Origin of the sequence: Vibrio sp. SG41-7 (genome assembly GCF_014164465.1) — a bacterium.
Classification (GTDB): domain Bacteria; phylum Pseudomonadota; class Gammaproteobacteria; order Enterobacterales; family Vibrionaceae; genus Vibrio; species Vibrio splendidus.
Genome location: NZ_JACJFF010000019.1, coordinates 17,757 through 39,648, shown reverse-complemented (window position 1 = coordinate 39,648; position 21,892 = coordinate 17,757). Strand labels below are relative to the sequence as shown.

The 21,892-nt window shown below is 44.3% G+C and carries 23 protein-coding genes; 5 read left to right on the top strand and 18 right to left on the bottom strand.

Annotated elements, in window-relative coordinates; translation table 11 throughout:
• Positions 1–12: 12 nt before the first annotated feature.
• The 18 genes from atpH to H5300_RS07570 form a co-directional block, all read right to left on the bottom strand.
• Positions 13–546 carry a F0F1 ATP synthase subunit delta gene (atpH, locus tag H5300_RS07655; protein WP_004735736.1) on the bottom strand — a complete coding sequence of 178 codons (534 nt, stop codon included), beginning with the start codon at positions 544–546 and terminating at the stop codon, positions 13–15.
• Positions 547–561: 15 nt separating this feature from the next.
• On the bottom strand, positions 562–1,032 hold the full coding sequence (gene atpF, locus H5300_RS07650) for a F0F1 ATP synthase subunit B (protein ID WP_017077303.1): 471 nt from the start codon (positions 1,030–1,032) through the stop codon (positions 562–564).
• A 58-nt stretch (positions 1,033–1,090) separates the two neighbouring features.
• Positions 1,091–1,348 (bottom strand): F0F1 ATP synthase subunit C, encoded by a 258-nt coding sequence (atpE, locus tag H5300_RS07645; RefSeq protein WP_004735734.1) that lies wholly within the window; start codon positions 1,346–1,348, stop codon positions 1,091–1,093.
• A gap of 50 nt (positions 1,349–1,398) precedes the next feature.
• On the bottom strand, positions 1,399–2,196 hold the full coding sequence (gene atpB / locus H5300_RS07640; protein WP_004735733.1) for a F0F1 ATP synthase subunit A: 798 nt from the start codon (positions 2,194–2,196) through the stop codon (positions 1,399–1,401).
• Between the two features lie 8 nt (positions 2,197–2,204).
• Positions 2,205–2,594: a F0F1 ATP synthase subunit I gene (locus tag H5300_RS07635; RefSeq protein WP_004735732.1), complete on the bottom strand. Its 390-nt coding sequence runs from the start codon at positions 2,592–2,594 to the stop codon at positions 2,205–2,207.
• Between the two features lie 191 nt (positions 2,595–2,785).
• Entirely contained in the window at positions 2,786–3,667 is an 882-nt protein-coding gene (locus H5300_RS07630) for a ParB/RepB/Spo0J family partition protein (protein WP_017081731.1), read from the bottom strand.
• A 23-nt stretch (positions 3,668–3,690) separates the two neighbouring features.
• Positions 3,691–4,464, bottom strand: coding sequence for a ParA family protein (locus tag H5300_RS07625; protein ID WP_017077301.1), 774 nt, complete (start codon positions 4,462–4,464; stop codon positions 3,691–3,693).
• A gap of 14 nt (positions 4,465–4,478) precedes the next feature.
• Positions 4,479–5,111 carry a 16S rRNA (guanine(527)-N(7))-methyltransferase RsmG gene (gene rsmG / locus H5300_RS07620; protein WP_017058801.1) on the bottom strand — a complete coding sequence of 211 codons (633 nt, stop codon included), beginning with the start codon at positions 5,109–5,111 and terminating at the stop codon, positions 4,479–4,481.
• A complete protein-coding gene (gene mnmG / locus H5300_RS07615) occupies positions 5,111–7,006 on the bottom strand; it encodes a tRNA uridine-5-carboxymethylaminomethyl(34) synthesis enzyme MnmG (protein WP_017077300.1) in 1,896 nt (631 codons plus the stop codon). Before mnmG ends, rsmG begins: the two co-directional genes overlap by 1 nt.
• 482 nt (positions 7,007–7,488) lie before the next feature.
• Entirely contained in the window at positions 7,489–7,923 is a 435-nt protein-coding gene (mioC, locus tag H5300_RS07610) for an FMN-binding protein MioC (RefSeq protein ID WP_017077298.1), read from the bottom strand.
• A 48-nt stretch (positions 7,924–7,971) separates the two neighbouring features.
• Positions 7,972–9,333, bottom strand: coding sequence for a tRNA uridine-5-carboxymethylaminomethyl(34) synthesis GTPase MnmE (gene mnmE, locus H5300_RS07605; protein ID WP_004735804.1), 1,362 nt, complete (start codon positions 9,331–9,333; stop codon positions 7,972–7,974).
• Between the two features lie 130 nt (positions 9,334–9,463).
• Positions 9,464–11,086: a membrane protein insertase YidC gene (gene yidC, locus H5300_RS07600; protein ID WP_004735803.1), complete on the bottom strand. Its 1,623-nt coding sequence runs from the start codon at positions 11,084–11,086 to the stop codon at positions 9,464–9,466.
• Positions 11,087–11,088: 2 nt separating this feature from the next.
• Entirely contained in the window at positions 11,089–11,346 is a 258-nt protein-coding gene (yidD, locus tag H5300_RS07595; RefSeq protein WP_004735802.1) for a membrane protein insertion efficiency factor YidD, read from the bottom strand.
• Positions 11,313–11,636: a ribonuclease P protein component gene (gene rnpA / locus H5300_RS07590; RefSeq protein ID WP_017055478.1), complete on the bottom strand. Its 324-nt coding sequence runs from the start codon at positions 11,634–11,636 to the stop codon at positions 11,313–11,315. Before rnpA ends, yidD begins: the two co-directional genes overlap by 34 nt.
• A gap of 45 nt (positions 11,637–11,681) precedes the next feature.
• Positions 11,682–11,816 (bottom strand): 50S ribosomal protein L34, encoded by a 135-nt coding sequence (gene rpmH, locus H5300_RS07585; RefSeq protein WP_004735800.1) that lies wholly within the window; start codon positions 11,814–11,816, stop codon positions 11,682–11,684.
• Between the two features lie 206 nt (positions 11,817–12,022).
• Positions 12,023–12,760 carry an amino acid ABC transporter ATP-binding protein gene (locus H5300_RS07580; RefSeq protein WP_017081730.1) on the bottom strand — a complete coding sequence of 246 codons (738 nt, stop codon included), beginning with the start codon at positions 12,758–12,760 and terminating at the stop codon, positions 12,023–12,025.
• Complete coding sequence (locus H5300_RS07575) at positions 12,757–13,428, bottom strand: amino acid ABC transporter permease (protein WP_004735796.1); 672 nt, start codon at positions 13,426–13,428, stop codon at positions 12,757–12,759. Before H5300_RS07575 ends, H5300_RS07580 begins: the two co-directional genes overlap by 4 nt.
• 129 nt (positions 13,429–13,557) lie before the next feature.
• Positions 13,558–14,307 (bottom strand): amino acid ABC transporter substrate-binding protein, encoded by a 750-nt coding sequence (locus H5300_RS07570; RefSeq protein WP_026012349.1) that lies wholly within the window; start codon positions 14,305–14,307, stop codon positions 13,558–13,560.
• Positions 14,308–14,616: 309 nt separating this feature from the next.
• Between H5300_RS07570 and dnaA the strand changes: the two genes are divergently transcribed.
• The 5 genes from dnaA to H5300_RS07545 all read left to right on the top strand — a co-directional run bounded on the left by dnaA (position 14,617) and on the right by H5300_RS07545 (position 21,815).
• On the top strand, positions 14,617–16,038 hold the full coding sequence (dnaA, locus tag H5300_RS07565) for a chromosomal replication initiator protein DnaA (protein WP_017081729.1): 1,422 nt from the start codon (positions 14,617–14,619) through the stop codon (positions 16,036–16,038).
• 81 nt (positions 16,039–16,119) lie between these two features.
• The gene (dnaN, locus tag H5300_RS07560) at positions 16,120–17,220 is read left to right on the top strand and encodes a DNA polymerase III subunit beta (protein ID WP_017073815.1); all 1,101 of its coding nucleotides are present in this window, start codon (positions 16,120–16,122) and stop codon (positions 17,218–17,220) included.
• Positions 17,221–17,301: 81 nt separating this feature from the next.
• On the top strand, positions 17,302–18,381 hold the full coding sequence (gene recF / locus H5300_RS07555) for a DNA replication/repair protein RecF (RefSeq protein ID WP_017080844.1): 1,080 nt from the start codon (positions 17,302–17,304) through the stop codon (positions 18,379–18,381).
• A gap of 17 nt (positions 18,382–18,398) precedes the next feature.
• A complete protein-coding gene (gyrB, locus tag H5300_RS07550) occupies positions 18,399–20,816 on the top strand; it encodes a DNA topoisomerase (ATP-hydrolyzing) subunit B (RefSeq protein ID WP_102474466.1) in 2,418 nt (805 codons plus the stop codon).
• A 564-nt stretch (positions 20,817–21,380) separates the two neighbouring features.
• Positions 21,381–21,815, top strand: a complete 435-nt coding sequence (locus H5300_RS07545) for an Hsp20 family protein (RefSeq protein ID WP_102571935.1) — start codon at positions 21,381–21,383, stop codon at positions 21,813–21,815.
• Positions 21,816–21,892 lie beyond the last annotated feature (77 nt).

The following is a 21,892-nucleotide window of genomic DNA, read 5'->3' as shown; positions in this document are numbered from 1 at the left end:
CTCCAATCCCCATTAAGACTGCAATGCATCGCTCAGGCGGTCTAAACGACTGCGCGCTGAGTTATCGATGACTAGGTCTCCGGCTCGAATAATAACTCCACTAAGTAGAGTCTCATCTATACTGCAATTCAGCTGAACTTTGCGCGCTAGGCGCAGTTCCAATTTGCTGATGATGCTTGTGCGCTGTTCTTCAGAAAGTTCAACCGCTGAAGTAACGTCAACGTCGATTTCTTTCTCGTGCTCTTGTTTAAGCAATAAGAACTGTTTACAAACATCAGGAAAGGCCATTAAACGACCATTCTCTGCCATCACTTTAATTAAGTTTTGGCCGAATTCATCAAATTGTTCGCCACAAATTACAATGAATATTTCAGCTAACTTTTCAGCAGTCATTGAACTGCTTAATAAATTATGAACATCATCATTTTGTGCCACTTCGGCAGCAAAAGTAAGCATTTGACCCCATTGGTCTAGCTCACCTTTATCTACCGCAAAGTCAAACGCTGCTTTAGCATAGGGGCGTGCGATTGTAGTCAAATCAGACATATACAGCCCCTTGCTTTAAAGTTTTGCAGTAATGTTGTTAAGAAGATCATTGTGTACATCTTTATCGATTGTACGCTCAAGGATTTTCTCAGCACCAGCTATAGCCAGAGTTGCGACTTGTTTGCGCAGGTCATCACGGGCACGTGTGCGTTCAGCTTCAATTTCAGCTTCAGCTTGCGTTAAGATCTTCTGGCGTTCTGCCTGAGCCTCTTCGCGAGCTTCATCAATAATTTGAGCTTTACGTTTGTTTGCCTGATCAATAACCTCAGTTGCAGTGCGCTTCGCTTCCTTCATTTGCTCAGAAGCGTTGGCTTGTGCCAGGTTCAAGTCTTTAGCAGCGCGTTCAGCGGCTACAAGACCGTCAGCAATTTTCTTCTGACGTTCTTCAATTGCTTGCATGATTGGTGGCCATACATATTTCATGCAGAACCAAACAAACAGCGAAAAAGCAATTGCTTGACCTAACAGAGTTGCGTTCATATTCACAACAGCTACTCCTCGTTAAGAATCAACTACAAAAATTTAATTAACTATTAAGAGTTAATTAGCCTGCTAGCTGACTTACAAATGGGTTAGCAAACGTGAATAGTAGTGCGATTACGATACCGATCATTGGAACAGCATCCAGTAGACCAGCGATGATGAACATCTTAACTTGTAGCATTGGAGCCATTTCAGGTTGACGCGCAGCGCCTTCTAGGAATTTACCACCAAGAATAGCAAAACCAATTGCAGTACCTACGGCACAAAGACCAACAATGATAGCAACAGCGATTGCTGAAAAACTTAGTACAGTTTCCATTTACGTTCTCCGATTAACATTAATAGTTAGAATAAAGCTTAAAAATTTTTTTAGTGATCACTATCTTCATGGGCCATTGATAGATAAACGATTGTCAACATCATGAAAACAAACGCTTGAATCAAAATAACCAAGATATGGAAGATAGCCCAAGGTAGTGCACCTACCCATTGTAAGTACCACGGTAGCATTGCCGCGATAAGAATAAACACCACCTCACCCGCAAACATATTACCAAATAAACGCATACCTAGAGATAGTGGCTTCGCTAATAACGAAATTACCTCAAGCACCAAGTTAAATGGAATCATGATTGGGTGATTAAATGGATGCAGTGCCAATTCTTTAGCAAATCCGCCCAAGCCTTTCACTTTGATGCTGTAGTAGATCATCAGAGCAAAAACACCTAAAGCCATTGCCATTGTTATATTTACATCAGCTGTAGGAACCACTTTCAAGTAAGGGATACCTAGCCAATGCTCTGCAGGATATGGTAAGAAATCGATAGGCACTAAGTCCATCAAGTTCATAATGATAATCCAGCAGAATATAGTCAGTGCTAATGGAGCTACCAGAGGATTGCGGCCATGGAAAGTTTCTTTAACGTTGTCGCCAACGAATTCCACTACCATTTCAACAAAACACTGAAGCTTACCAGGTACACCTACTGTTGCTTTCTTAGCGACTGAGCGAAAAACCCAAAGGAATAACACCCCTGTCAGCACAGAAAAAAACAGACTGTCTATATGTACGTTCCAGAAACTTGTCTCCTCTACAAGACCAAACTTAGCTAAAGAAAGGTTTTGTAAATGGTGTTCAATGTATCCGGATGCTGTTGGCGCAGCCATAACTCATCCTATTTTTTATTGTTAATGAAAAGCACTGGCGCAAAGATATTAATACCTAGAACCAGTAAATAGGTCAGTTTGAGGGGAATTAATTCCACCTGCATATACATGTAGACAATAGAGAATAGTAAAACTGTGATTAAGATTTTGAGCACTTCACCAGCATAGAACGACGCCGCAACTAACTTAGTTGCGCGAGCTCCACAAAATAGGAAAGCACACACACAAAAAACTACATTCGCGATGACAAAAATACCGCCACCGATTAATGCAGCAAAACCCCAATCAGGATTAACAGCTAAACCTAACCCTATCGCCACTAATATAACCGCGCTAAGCTCGATCAATAACATTTGCTTTGCAAGCACTCGTCCTGGTCTTGCTAACGCCGCTACCATGTATTCGTTCCTCTTTAAGCCCACTTTACCACTCGCTTCAAAGCGTGCTGAGAAATTGGCGAAAATTATACGTTCAGCCAAATTGATTGCAATCACAATGCAGCAATCATTTACATTTTTGCATACAAACCGACAACTTTTGTACGAAATTACTTGTTTATTACATAATTGACCTAAATCAATTATCTCATTTAGTACTCTAGTTTAGCAATAAGTTGCTCTAATTTGTGAGGCTCATCAAGAGTAATTGTCACTTTTGACTTACCGCTAACAGAACGAGTAACTGAAACGTTTGCTTGCAATTTTTCCGTGAGTCTTCGTGAAAGTTCGATAGCTTCTGTGTCTTCAGGCTTCGATTCTGGTTCAACGTCTGGTTTTAAGCACTTTTTGACAAGCTGCTCAGTTTGACGCACGGTCATTTTTTTGGTTGCCGCAGTGTTTGCTGCTTCAATCTGGGTATCGCCTTCAAGCGCAAGCAATGCTCGAGCATGACCCATTTCCAGTTGTTTATTGGAAACTAAACCTTTTACTTCATTTTCTAGCTGATTTAGACGTAATAAGTTACTAACCGTTGCTCTCGATTTACCGATCACTTCAGCGACTTGTTGATGTGTCAGCTCGAATTCGTTCTGTAAGCGCTCTAGCGCTTGTGCTTCTTCGATAACATTCAAGTCTTCACGCTGAATGTTTTCAATCAATGCCATCGCAATCGCAGCTTTGTCTTCAACCTTCTTGACCAAGCACGGCACCTGTTTTAAGCCAGCTTGACGCGCAGCTCTCCAACGGCGCTCACCAGCAATAATCTCATATTGTCCATACGCTAAAGGACGCACGACAATAGGTTGAATAATACCTTGAGATTGAATAGATGCGGCCAGCTCTTCTAGCGCTTCTGGCGCCATATCCTTACGCGGTTGATATACACCTGGCTTCAAGCTACCAATAGCAATCTCTGTGAACTCGCCTTCTGCAGACAAAGCCTGACTATGAGAAGCAACTTGTTGTTTTTCACGAGCCAATGAGCTAGTTGCAAGCAATGCATCTAACCCTTTTCCTAAACCACGCTTAGACATTGAGCGAATTCCTTTGGTTAGACCTATACTGGGACTTCTTCACGACGCAACATTTCGCCTGCAAGAGCAAGATATGCCTTAGCACCTGCGGAATATTTGTCGTAGTACATTGCTGGCTTGCCATGACTCGGCGCTTCTGCCAAACGTACATTTCGAGGGATCACAGTTCGGTAAACTTTGCTACCGAAGTGTTTTTTGAGTTGATCAGAGACTTCATTCGATAAGCGGTTACGAGGATCATACATTGTACGAAGAAGACCTTCGATCTTCAGGTTCTCGTTTACTACCGCAGCCAGCTTACTGATGGTATCCATCAACGCAGTCAAACCTTCCAAAGCAAAATATTCACATTGCATAGGAACCAATACGGAATCGGCCGCAGCCATCGCGTTGATTGTAAGAAGGTTTAATGAAGGTGGGCAATCAATAAAGATGAAATCATAGTTGTCGCGAATGGATTCGAGTGCGTTTTTTAAACGAACTTCACGAGCAAATACTTCCATTAACTTGATTTCTGCCGCAGTCACATCACCGTTTGCGGCGATGAGGTCATAGTTGCCAGATGTACTTCGGCAAACTACCTCATCAAATGGGGTGTCTTCAACCAGCAAATCGTAAGCAGTTGCTTCAACTTGATACTTGTCGACACCGCTCGCCATAGTGGCATTACCTTGAGGATCGAGGTCAACAACCAATATCTTGCGTTTTGTTGCCGCCATTGATGCTGCCAAATTAATGCAAGTTGTTGTTTTTCCTACGCCGCCCTTCTGGTTGGCAATTGCTACGATTTTACCCACTATGGCCTCGCTGATTATCCCTGACGCGATAAAGTAACTAGATGACGCTCTCCATCAAGCTCTGGCACTTGCAAAGCTTTAATGTCTGTCACTGAACACCATTCAGGTAACAGGTCGATTTCGTCTCTAGGATGTTGTCCCTTAAGAGCCAAAAATACACCGGATTGCTCTTTAGGTAAATGGTGACACCACTCTACCATGTCTGTCATTGACGCAAATGCGCGACTGAGCACGGCATCAAACTTTTCTTCGGGTTGAAATTCTTCAACACGACTTTGAACCGGTACCACGTTGTCGATGCCTAATTCATGAATCACTTGTTTAATAAAACGAATACGCTTACCTAGGCTATCGAGCAAGTAAAACTCGCAGTCAGGGTTCATGATTGAGAGCGGAATCCCAGGAAGACCAGGGCCTGTTCCTACATCAATAAAGCGCTTGCCTTGTAAGTGAGTGCTAACAATGATGCTATCTAAGATATGTTTCACCATCATTTCTTGCGGGTCACGAACTGACGTTAGGTTGTAAGCCTTGTTCCATTTGTTCAGTAACTCAACGTAGCCAACCAATTGGCCACGTTGCTTTTCAGATACTTCAAGTTCAGTCTGGCCAATCAGGTGATCCAGTTTTTCGCGTAATGCGCTCATTATGCTTCCTCACCTTTTTTCAGCAGGCCGTGTTTTTTCAAATAAACCAACAGAATTGAGATTGCTGCAGGCGTAATACCTGAAATTCGAGAAGCAATACCAATTGAGTCAGGCTTAGCAGTCGTTAGTTTAAGAACCACTTCGTTAGAAAGTCCTTTCACCTTGCTGTAATCGATATCAGCAGGCAGTTTGGTATTTTCATGACGCAGTGATTTTTCAATTTCGTCTTGTTGACGCTGGATATAACCATCGTACTTCACTTGGATCTCAACTTGCTCAGATGCTTGTTGATCTTCCAATGCCGGGCCAAAACGATCCAATGCCGTTAGCTGTGAATAAGTCATTTCAGGGCGACGAAGAAGATCTTCACCGCTTGCTTCACGAGACATAGGTGTTTTAAGAATTTGGTTCAGTTGATCAACATCTTCAGATTTTGGATTAATCCACGTTTCTTTTAGACGTTGACGTTCCTTCTCCATGTTTTCGACTTTCTCGTTGAATCGAGCCCAACGAGCATCATCCACCAAGCCAAGTTCACGCGACTTCTCAGTCAAGCGGATATCAGCGTTGTCTTCACGAAGTAACAAACGGTATTCCGCACGAGACGTGAACATACGGTAAGGTTCTTTGGTACCCATCGTCGATAGATCATCAATAAGAACGCCCATGTAAGCTTGGTCACGACGCGGGCTCCAGCCTTCTTTGCCTTGTGTGAACAAACTTGCATTCAGACCGGCCATCAAGCCTTGTGCTGCCGCTTCTTCGTAGCCAGTGGTACCGTTGATTTGACCGGCAAAGAATAGACCCTTAATAAACTTAGTTTCGTAAGTCAGCTTAAGGTCACGAGGATCAAAGAAATCATACTCGATCGCATAGCCTGGGCGGACGATATGAGCATTTTCAAAACCTTTCATTGAGTGAACGATTTTTACCTGAACATCAAATGGCAGACTTGTCGAGATACCATTAGGGTATAGCTCATGTGTCGTTAGACCTTCAGGTTCAATGAAAATCTGGTGACTGTTCTTGTCAGCAAAACGCATCACTTTGTCTTCAATCGATGGACAGTAACGCGGGCCAATACCTTCAATCACGCCCGCGTACATTGGGCTGCGATCGAGATTGGCACGAATAACGTCATGCGTATTTTCGTTAGTGTGCGTGATGTAGCATGGAATTTGGCGAGGCTGTTGAGCTCGGTTACCCATGAACGAGAATACAGGTGTTGGGTTATCACCGTGCTGAACCTCTAACTCAGAAAAATCAACGCTACGTGCATCGATACGAGGAGGTGTACCCGTTTTCAGGCGATCAACTCGGAATGGAAGATCACGAAGACGGTCAGCCAGTGCGATCGATGGTGGATCACCAGCACGACCACCTGAAGAACTTTCCATACCAATATGGATCTTTCCACCTAGAAATGTACCGACCGTCAGTACCACAGCGTTAGCGCGGAACTTAAGGCCCATCTGTGTAACAACACCCACCACTTGATCCTGTTCAACGATCAAGTCATCAACCGATTGTTGAAACAGAGTTAGGTTTGGCGTGTTTTCAAGAACATTTCGAACAAAGGCTTTGTAAAGCGCGCGGTCAGCTTGTGCACGAGTTGCACGTACCGCAGGACCTTTTGATGCGTTTAACGTTCTGAACTGAATACCTGCATGATCAATAGCTTGCGCCATTAATCCACCCATTGCATCGACCTCTTTTACCAAGTGGCCCTTACCGATCCCGCCAATAGCAGGGTTGCAAGACATTTGTCCCAACGTATCGATATTATGAGTGAGTAGTAACGTACTTTGACCAGTACGTGCAGATGCGAGTGCGGCTTCCGTTCCTGCATGGCCACCACCAACAACGATGACGTCAAATTTTTCGTGATAAAGCATGAACCGACCTCGGGTATTCAAACGTTTTCTAGATTGATAAAAAGGAGCGATATTCTACCTGTTTTCATAGCTTGAGAAAACGTTTTTGGGATTTTTCGATAAAGCTGTTTTTAATTAATATAGATAAGATCTTTATAGAGATCTTTTATTATATCTATTATTAGGATCGAGGGTGTCTGTGGATAAGTCAAAAATGATCAACAAGATCATGGATCTTTTTTGGATCAAAGTATGTGATCTAACTTTGATCATGATGAGGATTAGCTGGGATCAAAATGGCTACTTATTCACAGGGGAGAATTGGCTAGAAAGTTGTTATTTGGATAACTATAGGTTAATCACCGTATATGTATGATCTTATCCACAGAGAAAATTGAGGTTTTTGCTTTAATTTTCGAATTTTTTTCAAAAAAGTTATTCACAATCACGATATTCAGAGACAAAAAAAGCGGCATAAGCCGCTTTTTGGGGAAATTGAGGGACTAGAACTGGTCACTATGATCGTTAAACCACTCTTCAGCTGCATCCTCAGGTACCGGAGTTTCCAATACATCGATGGTAAAGCAGTCTGAAATAGGCTGTGCACCGAGTTTTTTCAGTTGGCTGTGGACTGATTTTCCCGCAGAACAGAAGGTATCGTAACTTGAATCACCAAGTGCGATAACAGCATAACGAAGAGCACTTAAATCTGGAGACTCTTGGGTCAATGCGTTGATCAACGGTTGGATATTATCGGGAAAATCACCCGCACCATGTGTTGATGTCACCACTAACCAAGTACCTTGCTGAGGAATATTATTGTATTCAGGCTGATTATGAAGTTCTATCTCGTGCCCTTGAGCCTCTAGAAGATCGTTAAGGTGATCGCCAACGTATTCAGCGCCACCTAAGGTGCTGCCTGTAATAATGTGGATCATTAAGCTGTCCTTACAAAAGAAAAGGCCAGCGTAAGCCAGCCTTTATGGTTATTTACCGATACAGAATGAAGAGAAGATTCGACCTAAAAGATCATCGGAACTGAACTCGCCTGTGATCTCATTGAGGTGCTGTTGGGTGATACGAAGCTCTTCCGCTAATATCTCTCCGGCCATGTAGCCTTCAAGCTGCTGTTGCCCAATATCAAGGTGTTCCGATGCGCGTTCTAGTGCATCCAAGTGGCGGCGGCGCGCCATAAAGCCACCTTCATGACCACCAGCAAAGCCCATGCAATCCTTGAGGTGGCTACGCAGAGCGTCGACACCTTGGCCTGTTTTTGCTGATAAGCGAATCAGGGTTGGATCGTTAACATGACAAATGCCTAACTCTTCACTGGTTTGATCCGCTTTATTACGAATTACCGTCATTCCGATGTTGTCTGGTAAACGATCAACGAAATCTGGCCAGATATCTTTCGGGTCTGTTGCGTCTGTTGTCGTGCCATCAACCATAAATAAAACTCGGTCTGCCTGAGCAATTTCTTCCCAAGCGCGTTCAATACCGATTTTTTCTACTTCATCAGAGGCATCACGCAGGCCTGCGGTATCGATAATGTGCAGTGGCATACCGTCAATATGGATATGTTCACGCAATACATCACGTGTGGTGCCTGCAATATCGGTCACAATCGCAGATTCTTTGCCAGACAGCGCATTCAATAGGCTCGATTTACCGGCATTTGGGCGACCTGCAATCACGACCTTCATGCCTTCACGCATGATGGCACCTTGATTCGCTTCTTGGCGTACAGCTTCGAGGTTATCGATGATAGCCTGTAAGTCAGTACTGACTTTACCGTCAGCAAGAAAATCAATTTCTTCTTCTGGGAAATCGATCGCTGCTTCAACGTATATTCTTAAGTAAATCAGAGAATCTACAAGCGTATTAATGCGTTTAGAGAATTCGCCTTGTAGCGATTGAAGCGCCGATTTAGCCGCTTCTTCTGAGCTGGCATCAATGAGGTCAGCAATCGCTTCGGCTTGAGTTAAATCCATCTTATCGTTCAAGAAGGCACGTTCTGAAAACTCACCTGGACGCGCTGCACGCACGCCTGAAATGGCTAGGATGCGTTTGATTAACATGTCCATAACCACTGGGCCGCCGTGGCCTTGCAACTCTAATACGTCTTCGCCGGTAAACGAGTGCGGGTTAGGGAAGTAAAGCGCGATGCCTTGGTCGAGTTCGATGCCATCGTCAGATTTAAACGGTAGGTACTCAGCGTAGCGAGGCTTGAGTGTTTTTCCTGTTACTTCTAGGGCAACCTGAGTCGCCAATGGGCCGGAAACGCGGATAATACCGACGCCACCACGGCCGGGCGCGGTCGCTTGAGCAACAATCGTATCTGTAGTCATAGTTGTGCCTGCTAGCATGTGAGAGCCAAAAAGGGGCGTTCACGATTAATCAATTAGCTGAATTGTAATCAGCTAAAAACAAAAAGGCGACCTTTTGGTCGCCTTTCTTTATCTCTTTCTATTATCGAACTTACTTAGAATGTAAGCCTTTCTTTTCCAGCGCGCGGTAGATAAGCGTTTGCTGAATCAGAGTTACGATGTTCGATACTAGCCAGTAAAGAACCAGACCTGAAGGGAAGAACAGGAAGAAGAATGTAAACATAACCGGCATAAAGGTCATGATCTTCTGCTGCATTGGATCCGTTACAGTTGTCGGGCTCATCTTCTGGATTAGGAACATTGAAGCACCCATCAGAAGTGGCAAGATGTAGTATGGGTCTTGTGCTGAAAGGTCAGTAATCCAACCGAAGAACGGTGAGTGACGCAGTTCAACAGACTCCATTAGTGCCCAGTATAGCGAAATGAAGATAGGCATTTGCAAGATGATAGGTAAACAGCCACCAAGTGGGTTTACTTTCTCTTTCTTGTACAGCTCCATCATTTCTTGGCTCATGCGTTGACGGTCGTCGCCAATACGCTCACGCATTGCAGTCAGCTTAGGCTGAAGCATACGCATTTTCGCCATAGACGTGTACTGAGCTTTCGTTAGTGGGTACATAGCACCACGAACGATAAACGTTAGACAGATGATTGCTAGACCCCAGTTCACAACGATGCCTTGAATGAACGAAAGCAGAGTATGAAGTGGTTTAGCAATGAACCATAACCAACCGTAGTCAACTACTAGGTCTAGGTTTGGTGCTACAGCAGCCATTTGGTCTTGAAGTTTAGGACCAACCCAAAGCGTTGCTTTAAAGCTTGCTTCATCGCCAGTAGCGATGGTTTTGTTCGGCATGCGAACACCGATGTCGCCAAGGTTACCAATGACACGAGTGTAAAGGTTGCTGCCTGCTTCGTCGCGTGGGATCCAAGCACTTGCAAAGTAGTGCTGAATCATCGCTGCCCAACCTTGACCATTGGCTAGGTTAAGAGACAGGTTGCGATCTTGCATGTCGTCGAAGCTGTATTTTTTGTAACGCGTATCTTCCGTAGAGTAAGCACCACCACGGTAAGTTGGCATTGTTAAGCTACCGCCGTCATCCATAACGTTTTGACGTAGGTGAGCGTACATGCCGAATGTCGCGTTAGTACCAGAGTTGTTGACTACATCGTATTCAACATCCATTGCGTAGCTGCCACGCTTAAGGACGAATGTTTTCGTGTAATCAAGGCCGTTCGCTTGGTAAGTCATCGGGATGCGTAGTTCATCCTGACCATCAGCAAGCGTGAAGCTGTCTGCTGAAACCGTGTAGCTAGGGCGGTTAGTGCTGCTTAAATCGATACCTTGAGGGCCAACTAGACCGCTTTGTGCGATAAATTGGTGACCAGGTTCGTTCTTAAGAAGAACAAATGTATCTTCAGAATCAAACTCAGCAGAGTAATCATTTAGGTTTGCTTGAACGACATCACCACCAACCGTATCAATTGACAGAGTCAGTACATCAGTTGTTACTGTGATAGTTTTTGCAGAAGCGACTTGTTGGCCCGGAGCTGGGTCTAAGTCATCTGCATAAGATGGCGCTGGTAGGGTGCTGCCAGATTGTGCCTGCTCAATCGCTTGTGGAGCTGGGTTCTGAGCTACGTTCCATTGTTGGAACAGTAGGAAAGAAACCAAAGCCAATGCGATTAACAGGATATTACGTTGAGAATCCATCGTTATTTATCTCTGTCTTGTTTTTGGACTGGTGGAACGGGGTCAAAGCCCCCTTCGTTCAAAGGATGGCATTTTAATAGACGTTTGCCTGATAACCAACACCCTTTTACAAAACCGTGAGCTTTCAACGCTTCTATCGCATATAAAGAGCAGGTTGGAGTAAATCGGCAGCGTGGGCCGATGAGTGGACTAATAAACCATCTATAAAAATAGATGGGTATTAGCGCTATCCACGCGAAGGGCGAGACAGGCGAAGCCATAATTTGTCGAGTAGCTTGAACATTTCTTCATTGCTTAAATCTTGCGCGCTCTTCTTAGCGATTACAACAAAATCTTTGTTAGGAAGTTTGTGTTGAGTGTTACGAAAGCTTTCACGAGTAAGACGCTTGAATCGGTTACGACCCACGGCGGTTTTAATCTGCTTTTTCGGAACAGCTAATCCAAGGCGAGGATTTGAAAGAGAGTTATTTCGGGCAATGATGGTGAAATGAGGGGAGCCTGCTCGATGAGCTTGCTTGAAGACATTCTGATAATGTTCGGGAGTTAACAAGCGTAACTCCCGACCGAAGGCTAGCTTATTCAAAATAATCAAAGATTACTTAGAAAGACGCTTACGGCCTTTTGCACGACGTGCATTGATTGTTGCGCGACCGTTCTTAGTAGCCATGCGAGCACGGAAACCGTGAGTACGCTTACGCTTTAGAACTGTAGGTTGAAAAGTGCGTTTCATTGTAATTACCTTACTGATCAGTAGTTTTAGGTTTTTGTTAAACCCGGCGTGGGCATTTTTTCTCTTCTTTATATAAGAAAGGAAAACCGACGCCTCTCAACAAAGAGGCGGAATTGTAATCACTGTCACAAAAAGTGTCAATGATTGGGTTAACTAAAATTCCGGTCGGGGGATTATACGTAGAATAACTAAAATCACAAGGATCCTTATTCGATCCCGACCTTATTTAAGAATTTCTTTAATTTAGGATCCTGTGGATTACCAAAAATATCCTGTGGAGATCCCTGTTCGACAATGTGACCATCAGCCATGAAGATCACTCGGTCTGCGACCTCTTTAGCGAACTGCATTTCGTGCGTAACCACCAGCATGGTTTGATGCTGATTTGCCAGTTTTTTCATTAAGTTAAGCACTTCGCCAACCCACTCAGGATCGAGCGCTGAAGTAGGCTCATCAAACAATAAAAGCTCTGGTTGTAGAGCCATCGCACGGCCAATACCAACACGTTGCTGCTGGCCACCAGAGAGCGCTGCTGGATAGCTATCTGTTTTCTCTCCTAGGCCAATATCATCGAGTATTTGTTGTGCTTTTTCATGAGCTTGCTGCTTTTTCCAACCACGAACGGTAATCAAACCTTCCGCAATATTCTGCCTTGCCGTTTGGTGAGCGAACAGTGCATAGTTTTGGAACACAAAACCGGTCTTACGGCGCAGTGCAAGCACCTCTGCTTTAGTGTGTTTCTGAGTATCAACCTTGATATCATCAATCGAAATCGTACCTTGATCGGCTTGCTCTAGAAAATTCACACAACGCAGCAGGGTAGACTTACCCGTACCACTTGAACCTATGATGACAATTATCTCACCTTGCTTGATTTCGAGGTCGATCCCTTTCAATACTTCGGTGTCACCAAACTGCTTGTGGATATTTTGTAATTTGATCATCGTACATACGCCTTATTCAGTTTCACTTCGGCCCAAATTTGAATACGAGTGAGGATAACCACCACGCCCCAGTAAATCAGCGCGACTGCTAAGAAAGCCTCGAAGAAGCGGAAACTTGAAGAAGCTTCCATCTGAGCTTTAGCCATGATTTCGGCTACACCTAGGGTGAATGCAAGTGAAGTCGACTTAATCATGTCGATGAAATAGTTCATCAAAGAAGGCAGTGCTACACGTGTCGCTTGCGGCAAGATCACTCGACGCATGGCTTGGCTGGTTGTCATACCGACTGACAGGCTTGCTTCCATTTGGCTACGATCGATACCGATAATCGCGGCACGAATACTTTCAGCCATGTAAGCAGCAAAGTGTAAGGTTAAGCCGATAACCGCGGCGCCAAACGCATCAAGTCCAACCATCCACGGAAACACTTGTGGTAGGCCATAGTATAGAAGGAACAGTTGCACCAGCAGTGGCGTGCCTCGGAAGAAGCTAATATACAGCTGGCTAAGCTGGTCGAGTACTGGGATTTTGAATACACGAATGTTCGCCAGTATCAAAGATAGAATTAGGGCGAAAAATAAGCCCCAGATTGCCATCTCCATAGTGGTGCCTAAATACTTCAGCAGTATTGGCAACAGACCTAGCATGTAATTAAAGTCAAATCCCATAATCTATCTCATATTTTTATTGGAAGTATTGTTTGGAAATACTGTTATATCAGGCTTTTTAATCAGTGCACAAAAGCAAAAAGCCCACCGCTGTGTAAAGCAGTGGGCCTCAAATGGGAAAGTGAGTCGTTACTTCTGAGTAATGTCCGCACCAAACCATTTCTGAGAGATACTTTCTAGCGTACCATCTGCGCGCATTGCTGCTAATGCTTCGTTTACTTCTGCTTGCAGTTTTTGACCGTTGTCGTTGTTAACGAAAGGCCAAGCATTTTCGATTGTCTCGAATGGTTGTCCTGCTAGCTGTAATGGTAGACCAGTCTTCTTGATAAGCTCTAGTGCTGATAGGCGATCCATTACGAACGCGTCGGCACGACCAAGAGCGACATCATGTTCAATACCAGTATCGTAGGTTTTGACATTGATTTTGCCATCTTTGTCGTAGCTGCGCAGCAGTTGCTCAAAGTTTGAGCCAAGGTTTACCGCAACCGTCTTACCATCTAGGTCTTCGATGCCTTTAATGCTGTCATTACCTTTACGAACGGTAATTTGTGCGCCGTCTACTACGTAAGGGTCTGCGAATAGGTATTTCGCTTTACGTGCATCCGTTATTGTAATTTGGTTTGAAATGGTATCGATTCGACCCGTTTCAAGAAGACCAAACAGACCAGAGAAGTTTGCCGTTACGTATTCAACCTTGTAATCGTTACGTTTACCGATCTCATCCCATAAATCCACTTCAAAACCTTGTAGTTGGTCTTGTTTAACGAACGTAAATGGGAAGTAGCGACCAGACATGCCGACTTTAACTTCAGTCGCGGCTTGAACAGTAGCAGCAGAGAGTGCGATAGCCGCAATTGCAGCCTTAATCCAGTTATTCATTTGGTAACTCCTTATATTTATAGGGTTGGATGTTACTGGGAAAATGCTCAATAGAATAAATAACCAGATGTTATTAACCATAACCAGATCGTATTCTCGATTTGGGGATAACTAGCAAGGATCCGGGCATAAGTGGATCGTTGTGTGAGTAAAGTAGGGGCAAGATGTGTGGATCCATCCAGTTTTGCACTATTTATTGTGAATAACTTGGATCTTATTCACTGGATCTGTGATCAATTGCTGGTGATCTGACTTATCAACAGGTAAAATTAGCGGTCATTTCATATAACTTAAATAGAGTGGGGCACCGTGTCATCTTCGCTTTGGTTGCAATGCTTGCAACAGCTTCAAGAAGAGTTACCAGCTACAGAATTCAGTATGTGGGTACGTCCGTTACAAGCGGAGCTCAATGGTAATACTCTAACTCTATTTGCACCAAACCGATTTGTACTCGATTGGGTGCGCGATAAGTACCTAAATAGCATTAACCGTTTGCTACAAGAATATTGTGGTAATGATATCCCGCATCTTCATTTTGAGATTGGAAGTAAACGAGTCATTGCTCCAAGATCTGAGGCTATCGCCCCTGCTCGTACTCGTACTGCTGCTGATGTAGCCGCTGAGTCGTCAGCACCTGCGCAGCTACAAGCACGTAAACCAGTACACAATATCTGGCGTGATGAAGAACCTGTAGCGGTTGACCTTAATCACCGTTCAAACGTGAACCCAAAACATAAGTTCAATAACTTTGTTGAAGGTAAGTCGAACCAACTGGGTTTGGCTGCGGCACGTCAGGTTTCTGATAACCCAGGAACCGCTTACAACCCGTTGTTTTTGTATGGCGGTACTGGTTTAGGTAAAACGCACTTGTTGCATGCGGTGGGTAACGCCATTGTTGATAATAAGCCGAATGCTAAAGTGGTTTACATGCACTCAGAGCGCTTTGTTCAAGACATGGTGAAAGCGCTCCAAAACAATGCGATTGAAGAATTTAAGCGCTACTACCGTAGTGTTGATGCATTGCTTATCGATGATATCCAATTCTTTGCTAATAAAGAGCGTTCTCAAGAAGAGTTCTTTCATACCTTTAATGCGCTGCTTGAAGGCAATCAACAGATCATCCTAACGTCTGACCGTTATCCAAAAGAGATCAACGGGGTAGAGGATCGTCTTAAATCCCGCTTCGGTTGGGGTTTGACGGTTGCGATTGAGCCACCTGAGCTTGAGACTCGTGTGGCGATCTTGATGAAGAAAGCAGAAGACCACCAAATTCATCTTGCGGATGAAGTGGCGTTCTTTATTGCGAAGCGTTTACGCTCTAACGTTCGTGAGCTAGAAGGCGCATTGAACCGTGTTATTGCGAATGCAAACTTCACTGGTCGTCCGATCACGATCGATTTCGTGCGTGAAGCACTGCGTGACTTACTTGCCCTGCAAGAAAAACTGGTCACCATTGATAACATTCAAAAGACAGTCGCTGAATACTACAAAATCAAAGTCGCTGATCTATTATCTAAACGTCGTTCTCGTTCTGTTGCTCGTCCGCGCCAATTGGCGATGGCACTGGCTAAAGAGCTGACTAACCACAGCTTACCTGAGATTGGCGATGCATTCGGTGGCCGTGACCACACGACCGTGCTGCACGCTTGTCGTAAGATTGCTCAGCTGCGTGAAGAGAGCCACGATATTAAAGAAGATTATTCGAACTTGATTCGTACCCTTTCTTCTTAATACACAGTATTCTTAACCTTAATAAGCAGAATCTTGGCCACGTACTATTACGCAGTGCCATTTAGACCGTAAGAGCAAGATATGAAATTTACCATTGAACGTAGTCACCTGATAAAGCCATTACAACAAGTATCTGGCGCACTCGGTGGCAGGCCAACGCTTCCAATTCTAGGAAACCTACTGATTAAAGTAGAAGATAACGTGTTGTCGATGACAGCGACGGATCTAGAAGTTGAATTGATCAGCCGTGTAACGCTTGAAGGTGATTTCGAAGCGGGCAGCATTACCGTACCTTCACGTAAGTTCCTAGATATCTGTCGCGGTTTGCCAGATAGCTCAGTGATCACTGTGGTATTGGATGGTGACCGTGTTCAGGTTCGTTCTGGTCGTAGCCGTTTCTCATTGGCAACATTACCTGCGGCAGATTTTCCAAATATTGAAGATTGGAGCAGTGAAGTTGAAGTGTCAGTGACACAAGCTGAATTGCGCGGTCTTATCGAGAAAACACAATTCTCAATGGCGAACCAAGACGTTCGTTACTACCTCAACGGTATGTTGTTTGAGATTGAAGGCTCTATCCTACGTAGTGTTGCAACTGATGGTCACCGTATGGCGGTATCTCAAGCGCAACTGGGTGCTGATTTTGCTCAGAAGCAGATCATTGTTCCTCGTAAAGGTGTGCAAGAGTTGGTGAAGCTACTGGATGCTCCTGAACAGCCAGTAACGCTGCAGATTGGTAACTCTAACGTGCGTGCTGAAGTGAACAACTATGTCTTCACTTCTAAGCTGGTTGATGGTCGTTTCCCTGATTATCGCCGCGTAATGCCACAAAATACCACTAAGACATTAGAAGCCGGCTGCGATGAGTTACGTTCAGCGTTTTCTCGTGCTGCGATTCTGTCGAATGAAAAGTTCCGTGGTGTTCGCGTTAATCTTGTCGATACCGAGATGCGTATTACCGCGAACAACCCAGAACAAGAAGAAGCGGAAGAAGTGCTAGACGTCACCTTCGACGGTGACGCACTAGAGATTGGCTTCAACGTAAGCTACGTATTGGATGTATTGAACACACTGCGTTGTGAACAGGTTCGAATCTCAATGTCAGACGCGAATGCGAGTGCCTTGATTGAAAACGCACAAGATGACAGCGCGATGTACGTTGTTATGCCGATTCGTTTGTAACTGTGTTTATTTATACATTATGTTTGCTTATCAACAACGTTTGTCTATCGAGCCGTGATTGAAGATTAATATGAAGACGTTATGCCTTTATCGCGCTTAATCGTAAAGCAGTTTAGAAATATTGAAGCCTGTGACATTCAACCGTCATCAGGCTTTAACTTTCTTATAGGGGCTAACGGAAGCGGCAAAACCAGTGTCCTTGAAGCGGTGTATCTGCTCGGACATGGTCGCTCATTCAAAAGCTCCTTAACCGGTCGTATCATTCAAAATGAGTGTAGCGAACTGTTTGTCCATGGCCGTTTTATGACCTCGGATCAATTTGAGCTGCCAATTGGCATTAATAAGCAGCGCGATGGCACCACAGAGGTTAAAATAAGCGGTCAAACTGGGCAAAAATTGGCTCAGTTAGCTCAAGTCTTACCTTTGCAGTTGATTCACCCCGAAGGGTTTGATTTACTAACCGATGGACCTAAGCATCGCCGCGCATTCATTGATTGGGGAGTCTTCCACAGTGAGTCGGGTTTTTATGATGCTTGGGGCAGGGTAAAGCGCCTCAATAAACAGCGTAATGCATTATTGAAAACGGCGACGAACTATCGAGAACTGAGCTATTGGGATCAAGAATTAGCCCGTTTAGCTGAAAGCATCAGCCAGTGGCGTGCCACGTACGTTGAACAGCTTAAAGAAGTCGCTGAAGAAATCTGTGCAACCTTCTTACCTGAGTTTGAGATAAAGATTAACTACTATCGAGGCTGGGATAAAGACACCCCATACGCCGAGATATTAGAAAAGAATTTTGAAAGGGATCAGCAGCTTGGTTACACCTTTAGTGGGCCAAACAAAGCGGATCTAAAGATAAAAGTGAACGGCACTCCAGTGGAGGATGTCTTGTCACGAGGTCAGTTGAAGTTGATGGTGTGCGCGCTACGAGTAGCACAAGGGCAACACCTCACTCAAATGACAGGTAAGCAGTGCATCTACTTGATAGATGACTTTGCTTCCGAATTAGATAGCCAACGCCGAGCACGTCTTGCTGAGTGTTTAAAGGCGACCCAGGCTCAAGTTTTTGTAAGCTCTATTACCGCTGATCAGATTGCAGATATGCATGACGAAAATAGCAGGATGTTTCATGTGGAACATGGCAAAATAGAGCAAGGATAATTAGTCAGAGAGTAACTATGTCAGATAATTACGATTCATCGAGTATTAAAGTACTGAAGGGTCTGGATGCGGTACGTAAGCGTCCTGGAATGTACATTGGCGACACGGATGATGGTACCGGTCTGCACCACATGGTTTTTGAGGTGGTAGATAACTCTATTGATGAAGCACTCGCTGGTCACTGTAATGACATCATCGTAACTATCCATGAAGATAGTTCTGTGTCAGTAAGCGATGACGGCCGTGGTATTCCAACTGAATTGCACCCAGAAGAAAAAGTATCAGCAGCAGAAGTAATCATGACGGTTCTTCACGCTGGTGGTAAGTTCGATGATAACTCGTACAAAGTATCTGGTGGTCTGCACGGTGTTGGTGTTTCAGTAGTTAACGCACTTTCTAAGCAAGTTACTCTTACTATCCATCGCGGTGGCAAAATCCACACTCAAACATACTGCCACGGTGAGCCTCAAGCGCCACTAGCGGTTGTGGGTGACACGGACAAAACAGGTACAGAGATTCGTTTCTGGCCGAGTGAAGAAACCTTCAATAACATCGAGTTCCATTACGATATTTTAGCCAAGCGTTTACGCGAGCTATCATTCTTGAACTCAGGTGTATCAATTAAGCTAATTGATAAGCGCGAAGAAGACAAAATGGATCACTTCGAATACGAAGGCGGTATCCAAGCGTTTGTTGAGCACTTAAACACCAACAAAACACCGATTATCCAGAAAATATTCCATTTCGATCATGAGCGTGAAGACGGTATTACCGTTGAAGTTGCGATGCAATGGAATGACGGTTATCAAGAAAATATTTATTGTTTCACCAACAACATCCCTCAACGTGATGGTGGTGCTCACTTAGCGGGTTTCCGTGGTGCACTAACGCGTACCTTGAACAGCTTCATGGACAAAGAAGGCTTCTCGAAGAAAGCGAAGACTTCAACATCAGGTGATGATGCTCGTGAAGGTTTGACAGCGATTGTTTCAGTGAAAGTGCCAGATCCTAAGTTCTCAAGCCAAACTAAAGATAAGCTGGTTTCTTCAGAAGTGAAGTCTGCCGTTGAGTCTACGATGGGTGAGAAGCTATCTGAGTTCCTAATTGAGAACCCAGGTGAAGCGAAAATCGTTTGTTCTAAAATTATCGATGCAGCGCGTGCTCGTGATGCAGCGCGTAAAGCTCGTGAGATGACTCGTCGTAAAGGCGCATTAGATTTAGCGGGTCTTCCAGGTAAACTAGCTGACTGTCAGGAAAAAGATCCTGCACAGTCTGAACTATATATTGTGGAAGGAGACTCTGCTGGCGGATCAGCTAAGCAGGGGCGTAACCGTAAGAACCAAGCAATCCTACCGCTTAAAGGTAAAATCCTTAACGTAGAGAAAGCGCGTTTCGATAAAATGCTGTCTTCTCAAGAAGTCGCAACGCTAATCACAGCCCTTGGTTGTGGTATTGGCCGTGATGAATACAACCCAGATAAACTGCGTTACCACAACATCATCATCATGACCGATGCCGATGTCGATGGTTCTCACATCCGTACTCTGCTACTGACGTTCTTCTACCGTCAAATGCCAGAGTTGATTGAACGTGGTTACATCTACATTGCTCAACCGCCACTTTACAAAGTGAAGAAGGGTAAGCAAGAGCAGTACATCAAAGATGAAGATGCGATGAACCAGTATCAAGTATCTTTGGCTTTAGACAATGCAGAACTGCACGTAAATCCTGAAGCACCTGCGTTTGCTGGTGAAGGCTTAGAGAAGCTTGTTCAGCAATACAATGCAGGCATCAAGCTAGTTGATCGTATGAGCCGCCGCTACCCACGCGCATTGGTTCACGAACTGATTTACGTTCCTCGCCTAACCGCTGAGCAGTGTCATGATGATGCGGTGGTTGAAGCTTGGGGTAAGCAGCTTGTAGAGCAACTAAACGGTAAAGAAGCGGGTGCGAGCCAATATTCTCTTGAAGTTGAAAAACACGAAGAGCTAGGTTTAAGCGTTCCTAAGATTGTGGTTCGTACTCATGGTGTAACTCATGAGCACGTACTGAGCATTGATCTAATTAACTCTAAAGAGTTTGGCAAGCTAGCAGATCTTTCTGAAGCTCTTGATGGCCTGATTGAAGAAGGTGCTTACATTAAGCGTGGCGAGCGTACTCAAGAAGTTTCTAGCTTCGTTGAAGCTCTGAACTGGTTAGTGAAAGAGTCTCGTCGTGGCCTGAGCCTACAACGATACAAAGGTCTAGGTGAGATGAACCCTGATCAGCTTTGGGAAACGACAATGGATCCTGAAACTCGTCGTATGATGCAAGTAACGATTGAAGATGCTGTTGGTGCTGACCTGTTGTTTACAACGTTGATGGGCGACCAAGTAGAACCGCGTCGTAACTTCATCGAAGAAAACGCACTTAAAGTAGCTAACCTAGACGTTTAGTATCTTTGATACTTCGCTCTTTCGCTTAATTTCTGTGTCAGAGGTGCTCACATACATTCGTATGCTCCGCGCCTCTTCTTTGAACTAAAACGAAATAGCTTCGTCTCAAAAAACTAAATTTGTTATTAAAAAGACTGCCCAAAATGGCGGTCTTTTTTATTGCCGTTATTTTGATTATTTTTCAATAAGTTGGAGCGTCATCCTCAAGAGGGAGGAACGACCGAGTTGGGGATCTCTTAGTACGATTCTATAATTTTTTAACGAATAACCCTTGAAACTATTTTGCTCAATCCACATATCTAGTTGTGAAGAAGATGACTGTCTTGCTCTACAAGAGAAGAAACAAAACCTTCATTTCCGCTAACTAAGTATCGCTCAATAGAGGATAACTTTGGCAGCTCACAATTTAAAAATTGATTCATTGCCATGTCCCAGCGTTGTCGCCAATAGAGGTGAAACCCGAGGAATGCGAACTGAATCCCTTAGCTGTTTACTGGGTCACACACAGGTTCGATCTCAGTAAAAATCACGGCTAAGACTATTGCTTACTAAAAGGATAGCATTATGAGAACTGTAGATTTCACTCCACTTTACCGCAACGCAATCGGCTTCGATCGTCTTTTCAATATGATGGAAGCGAACACATCAAAAAATGCTTCTGGCGGTTACCCTCCGTATAACATCGAGCAAAAAGACGAGAATAACTACCGTATTACTATGGCAGTCGCTGGTTTTTCAGATGACCAATTAGACCTTACTCAAAAAGAGAACATGTTAATTGTTAAAGGTGAGCGTAAAGCTGAAGCAGAGAAAACCTTCGTATATCAAGGTATTGCCGAGCGCGATTTCGAACGTAAATTCCAACTGGCTGACTACGTAAAAGTGGTAGGTGCAAGCATGGAAAATGGTCTTCTTCACATCGACCTAGAACGCGAAATCCCAGAAGCGATGCAACCACGTAAGATTGCTATCAATGGTAATAGTCTTCTAGAAGGTTAAGCGTTATTAGCTCATTTGAGCTAATAAATATCGGGAAGTAAAAGTGAAAGAGCACCAGTACCTTGAAGAAGGTCGGT

What these genes read in the sequence shown, in the direction of transcription:
- atpH (WP_004735736.1), bottom strand. Translation starts at nt 546, where the DNA reads ATGTCTGATTTGACTACAATCGCACGCCCCTATGCTAAAGCAGCGTTT.
- atpE (WP_004735734.1), bottom strand. Translation starts at nt 1,348, where the DNA reads ATGGAAACTGTACTAAGTTTTTCAGCAATCGCTGTTGCTATCATTGTT.
- atpB (WP_004735733.1), bottom strand. Translation starts at nt 2,196, where the DNA reads ATGGCTGCGCCAACAGCATCCGGATACATTGAACACCATTTACAAAAC.
- H5300_RS07635 (WP_004735732.1), bottom strand. Translation starts at nt 2,594, where the DNA reads ATGGTAGCGGCGTTAGCAAGACCAGGACGAGTGCTTGCAAAGCAAATG.
- H5300_RS07630 (WP_017081731.1), bottom strand. Translation starts at nt 3,667, where the DNA reads ATGTCTAAGCGTGGTTTAGGAAAAGGGTTAGATGCATTGCTTGCAACT.
- rsmG (WP_017058801.1), bottom strand. Translation starts at nt 5,111, where the DNA reads ATGAGCGCATTACGCGAAAAACTGGATCACCTGATTGGCCAGACTGAA.
- mnmG (WP_017077300.1), bottom strand. Translation starts at nt 7,006, where the DNA reads ATGCTTTATCACGAAAAATTTGACGTCATCGTTGTTGGTGGTGGCCAT.
- mioC (WP_017077298.1), bottom strand. Translation starts at nt 7,923, where the DNA reads ATGATCCACATTATTACAGGCAGCACCTTAGGTGGCGCTGAATACGTT.
- mnmE (WP_004735804.1), bottom strand. Translation starts at nt 9,333, where the DNA reads ATGACTACAGATACGATTGTTGCTCAAGCGACCGCGCCCGGCCGTGGT.
- yidC (WP_004735803.1), bottom strand. Translation starts at nt 11,086, where the DNA reads ATGGATTCTCAACGTAATATCCTGTTAATCGCATTGGCTTTGGTTTCT.
- yidD (WP_004735802.1), bottom strand. Translation starts at nt 11,346, where the DNA reads ATGGCTTCGCCTGTCTCGCCCTTCGCGTGGATAGCGCTAATACCCATC.
- rpmH (WP_004735800.1), bottom strand. Translation starts at nt 11,816, where the DNA reads ATGAAACGCACTTTTCAACCTACAGTTCTAAAGCGTAAGCGTACTCAC.
- H5300_RS07580 (WP_017081730.1), bottom strand. Translation starts at nt 12,760, where the DNA reads ATGATCAAATTACAAAATATCCACAAGCAGTTTGGTGACACCGAAGTA.
- H5300_RS07575 (WP_004735796.1), bottom strand. Translation starts at nt 13,428, where the DNA reads ATGGGATTTGACTTTAATTACATGCTAGGTCTGTTGCCAATACTGCTG.
- H5300_RS07570 (WP_026012349.1), bottom strand. Translation starts at nt 14,307, where the DNA reads ATGAATAACTGGATTAAGGCTGCAATTGCGGCTATCGCACTCTCTGCT.
- dnaN (WP_017073815.1), top strand. Translation starts at nt 16,120, where the DNA reads ATGAAATTTACCATTGAACGTAGTCACCTGATAAAGCCATTACAACAA.
- recF (WP_017080844.1), top strand. Translation starts at nt 17,302, where the DNA reads ATGCCTTTATCGCGCTTAATCGTAAAGCAGTTTAGAAATATTGAAGCC.
- gyrB (WP_102474466.1), top strand. Translation starts at nt 18,399, where the DNA reads ATGTCAGATAATTACGATTCATCGAGTATTAAAGTACTGAAGGGTCTG.
- H5300_RS07545 (WP_102571935.1), top strand. Translation starts at nt 21,381, where the DNA reads ATGAGAACTGTAGATTTCACTCCACTTTACCGCAACGCAATCGGCTTC.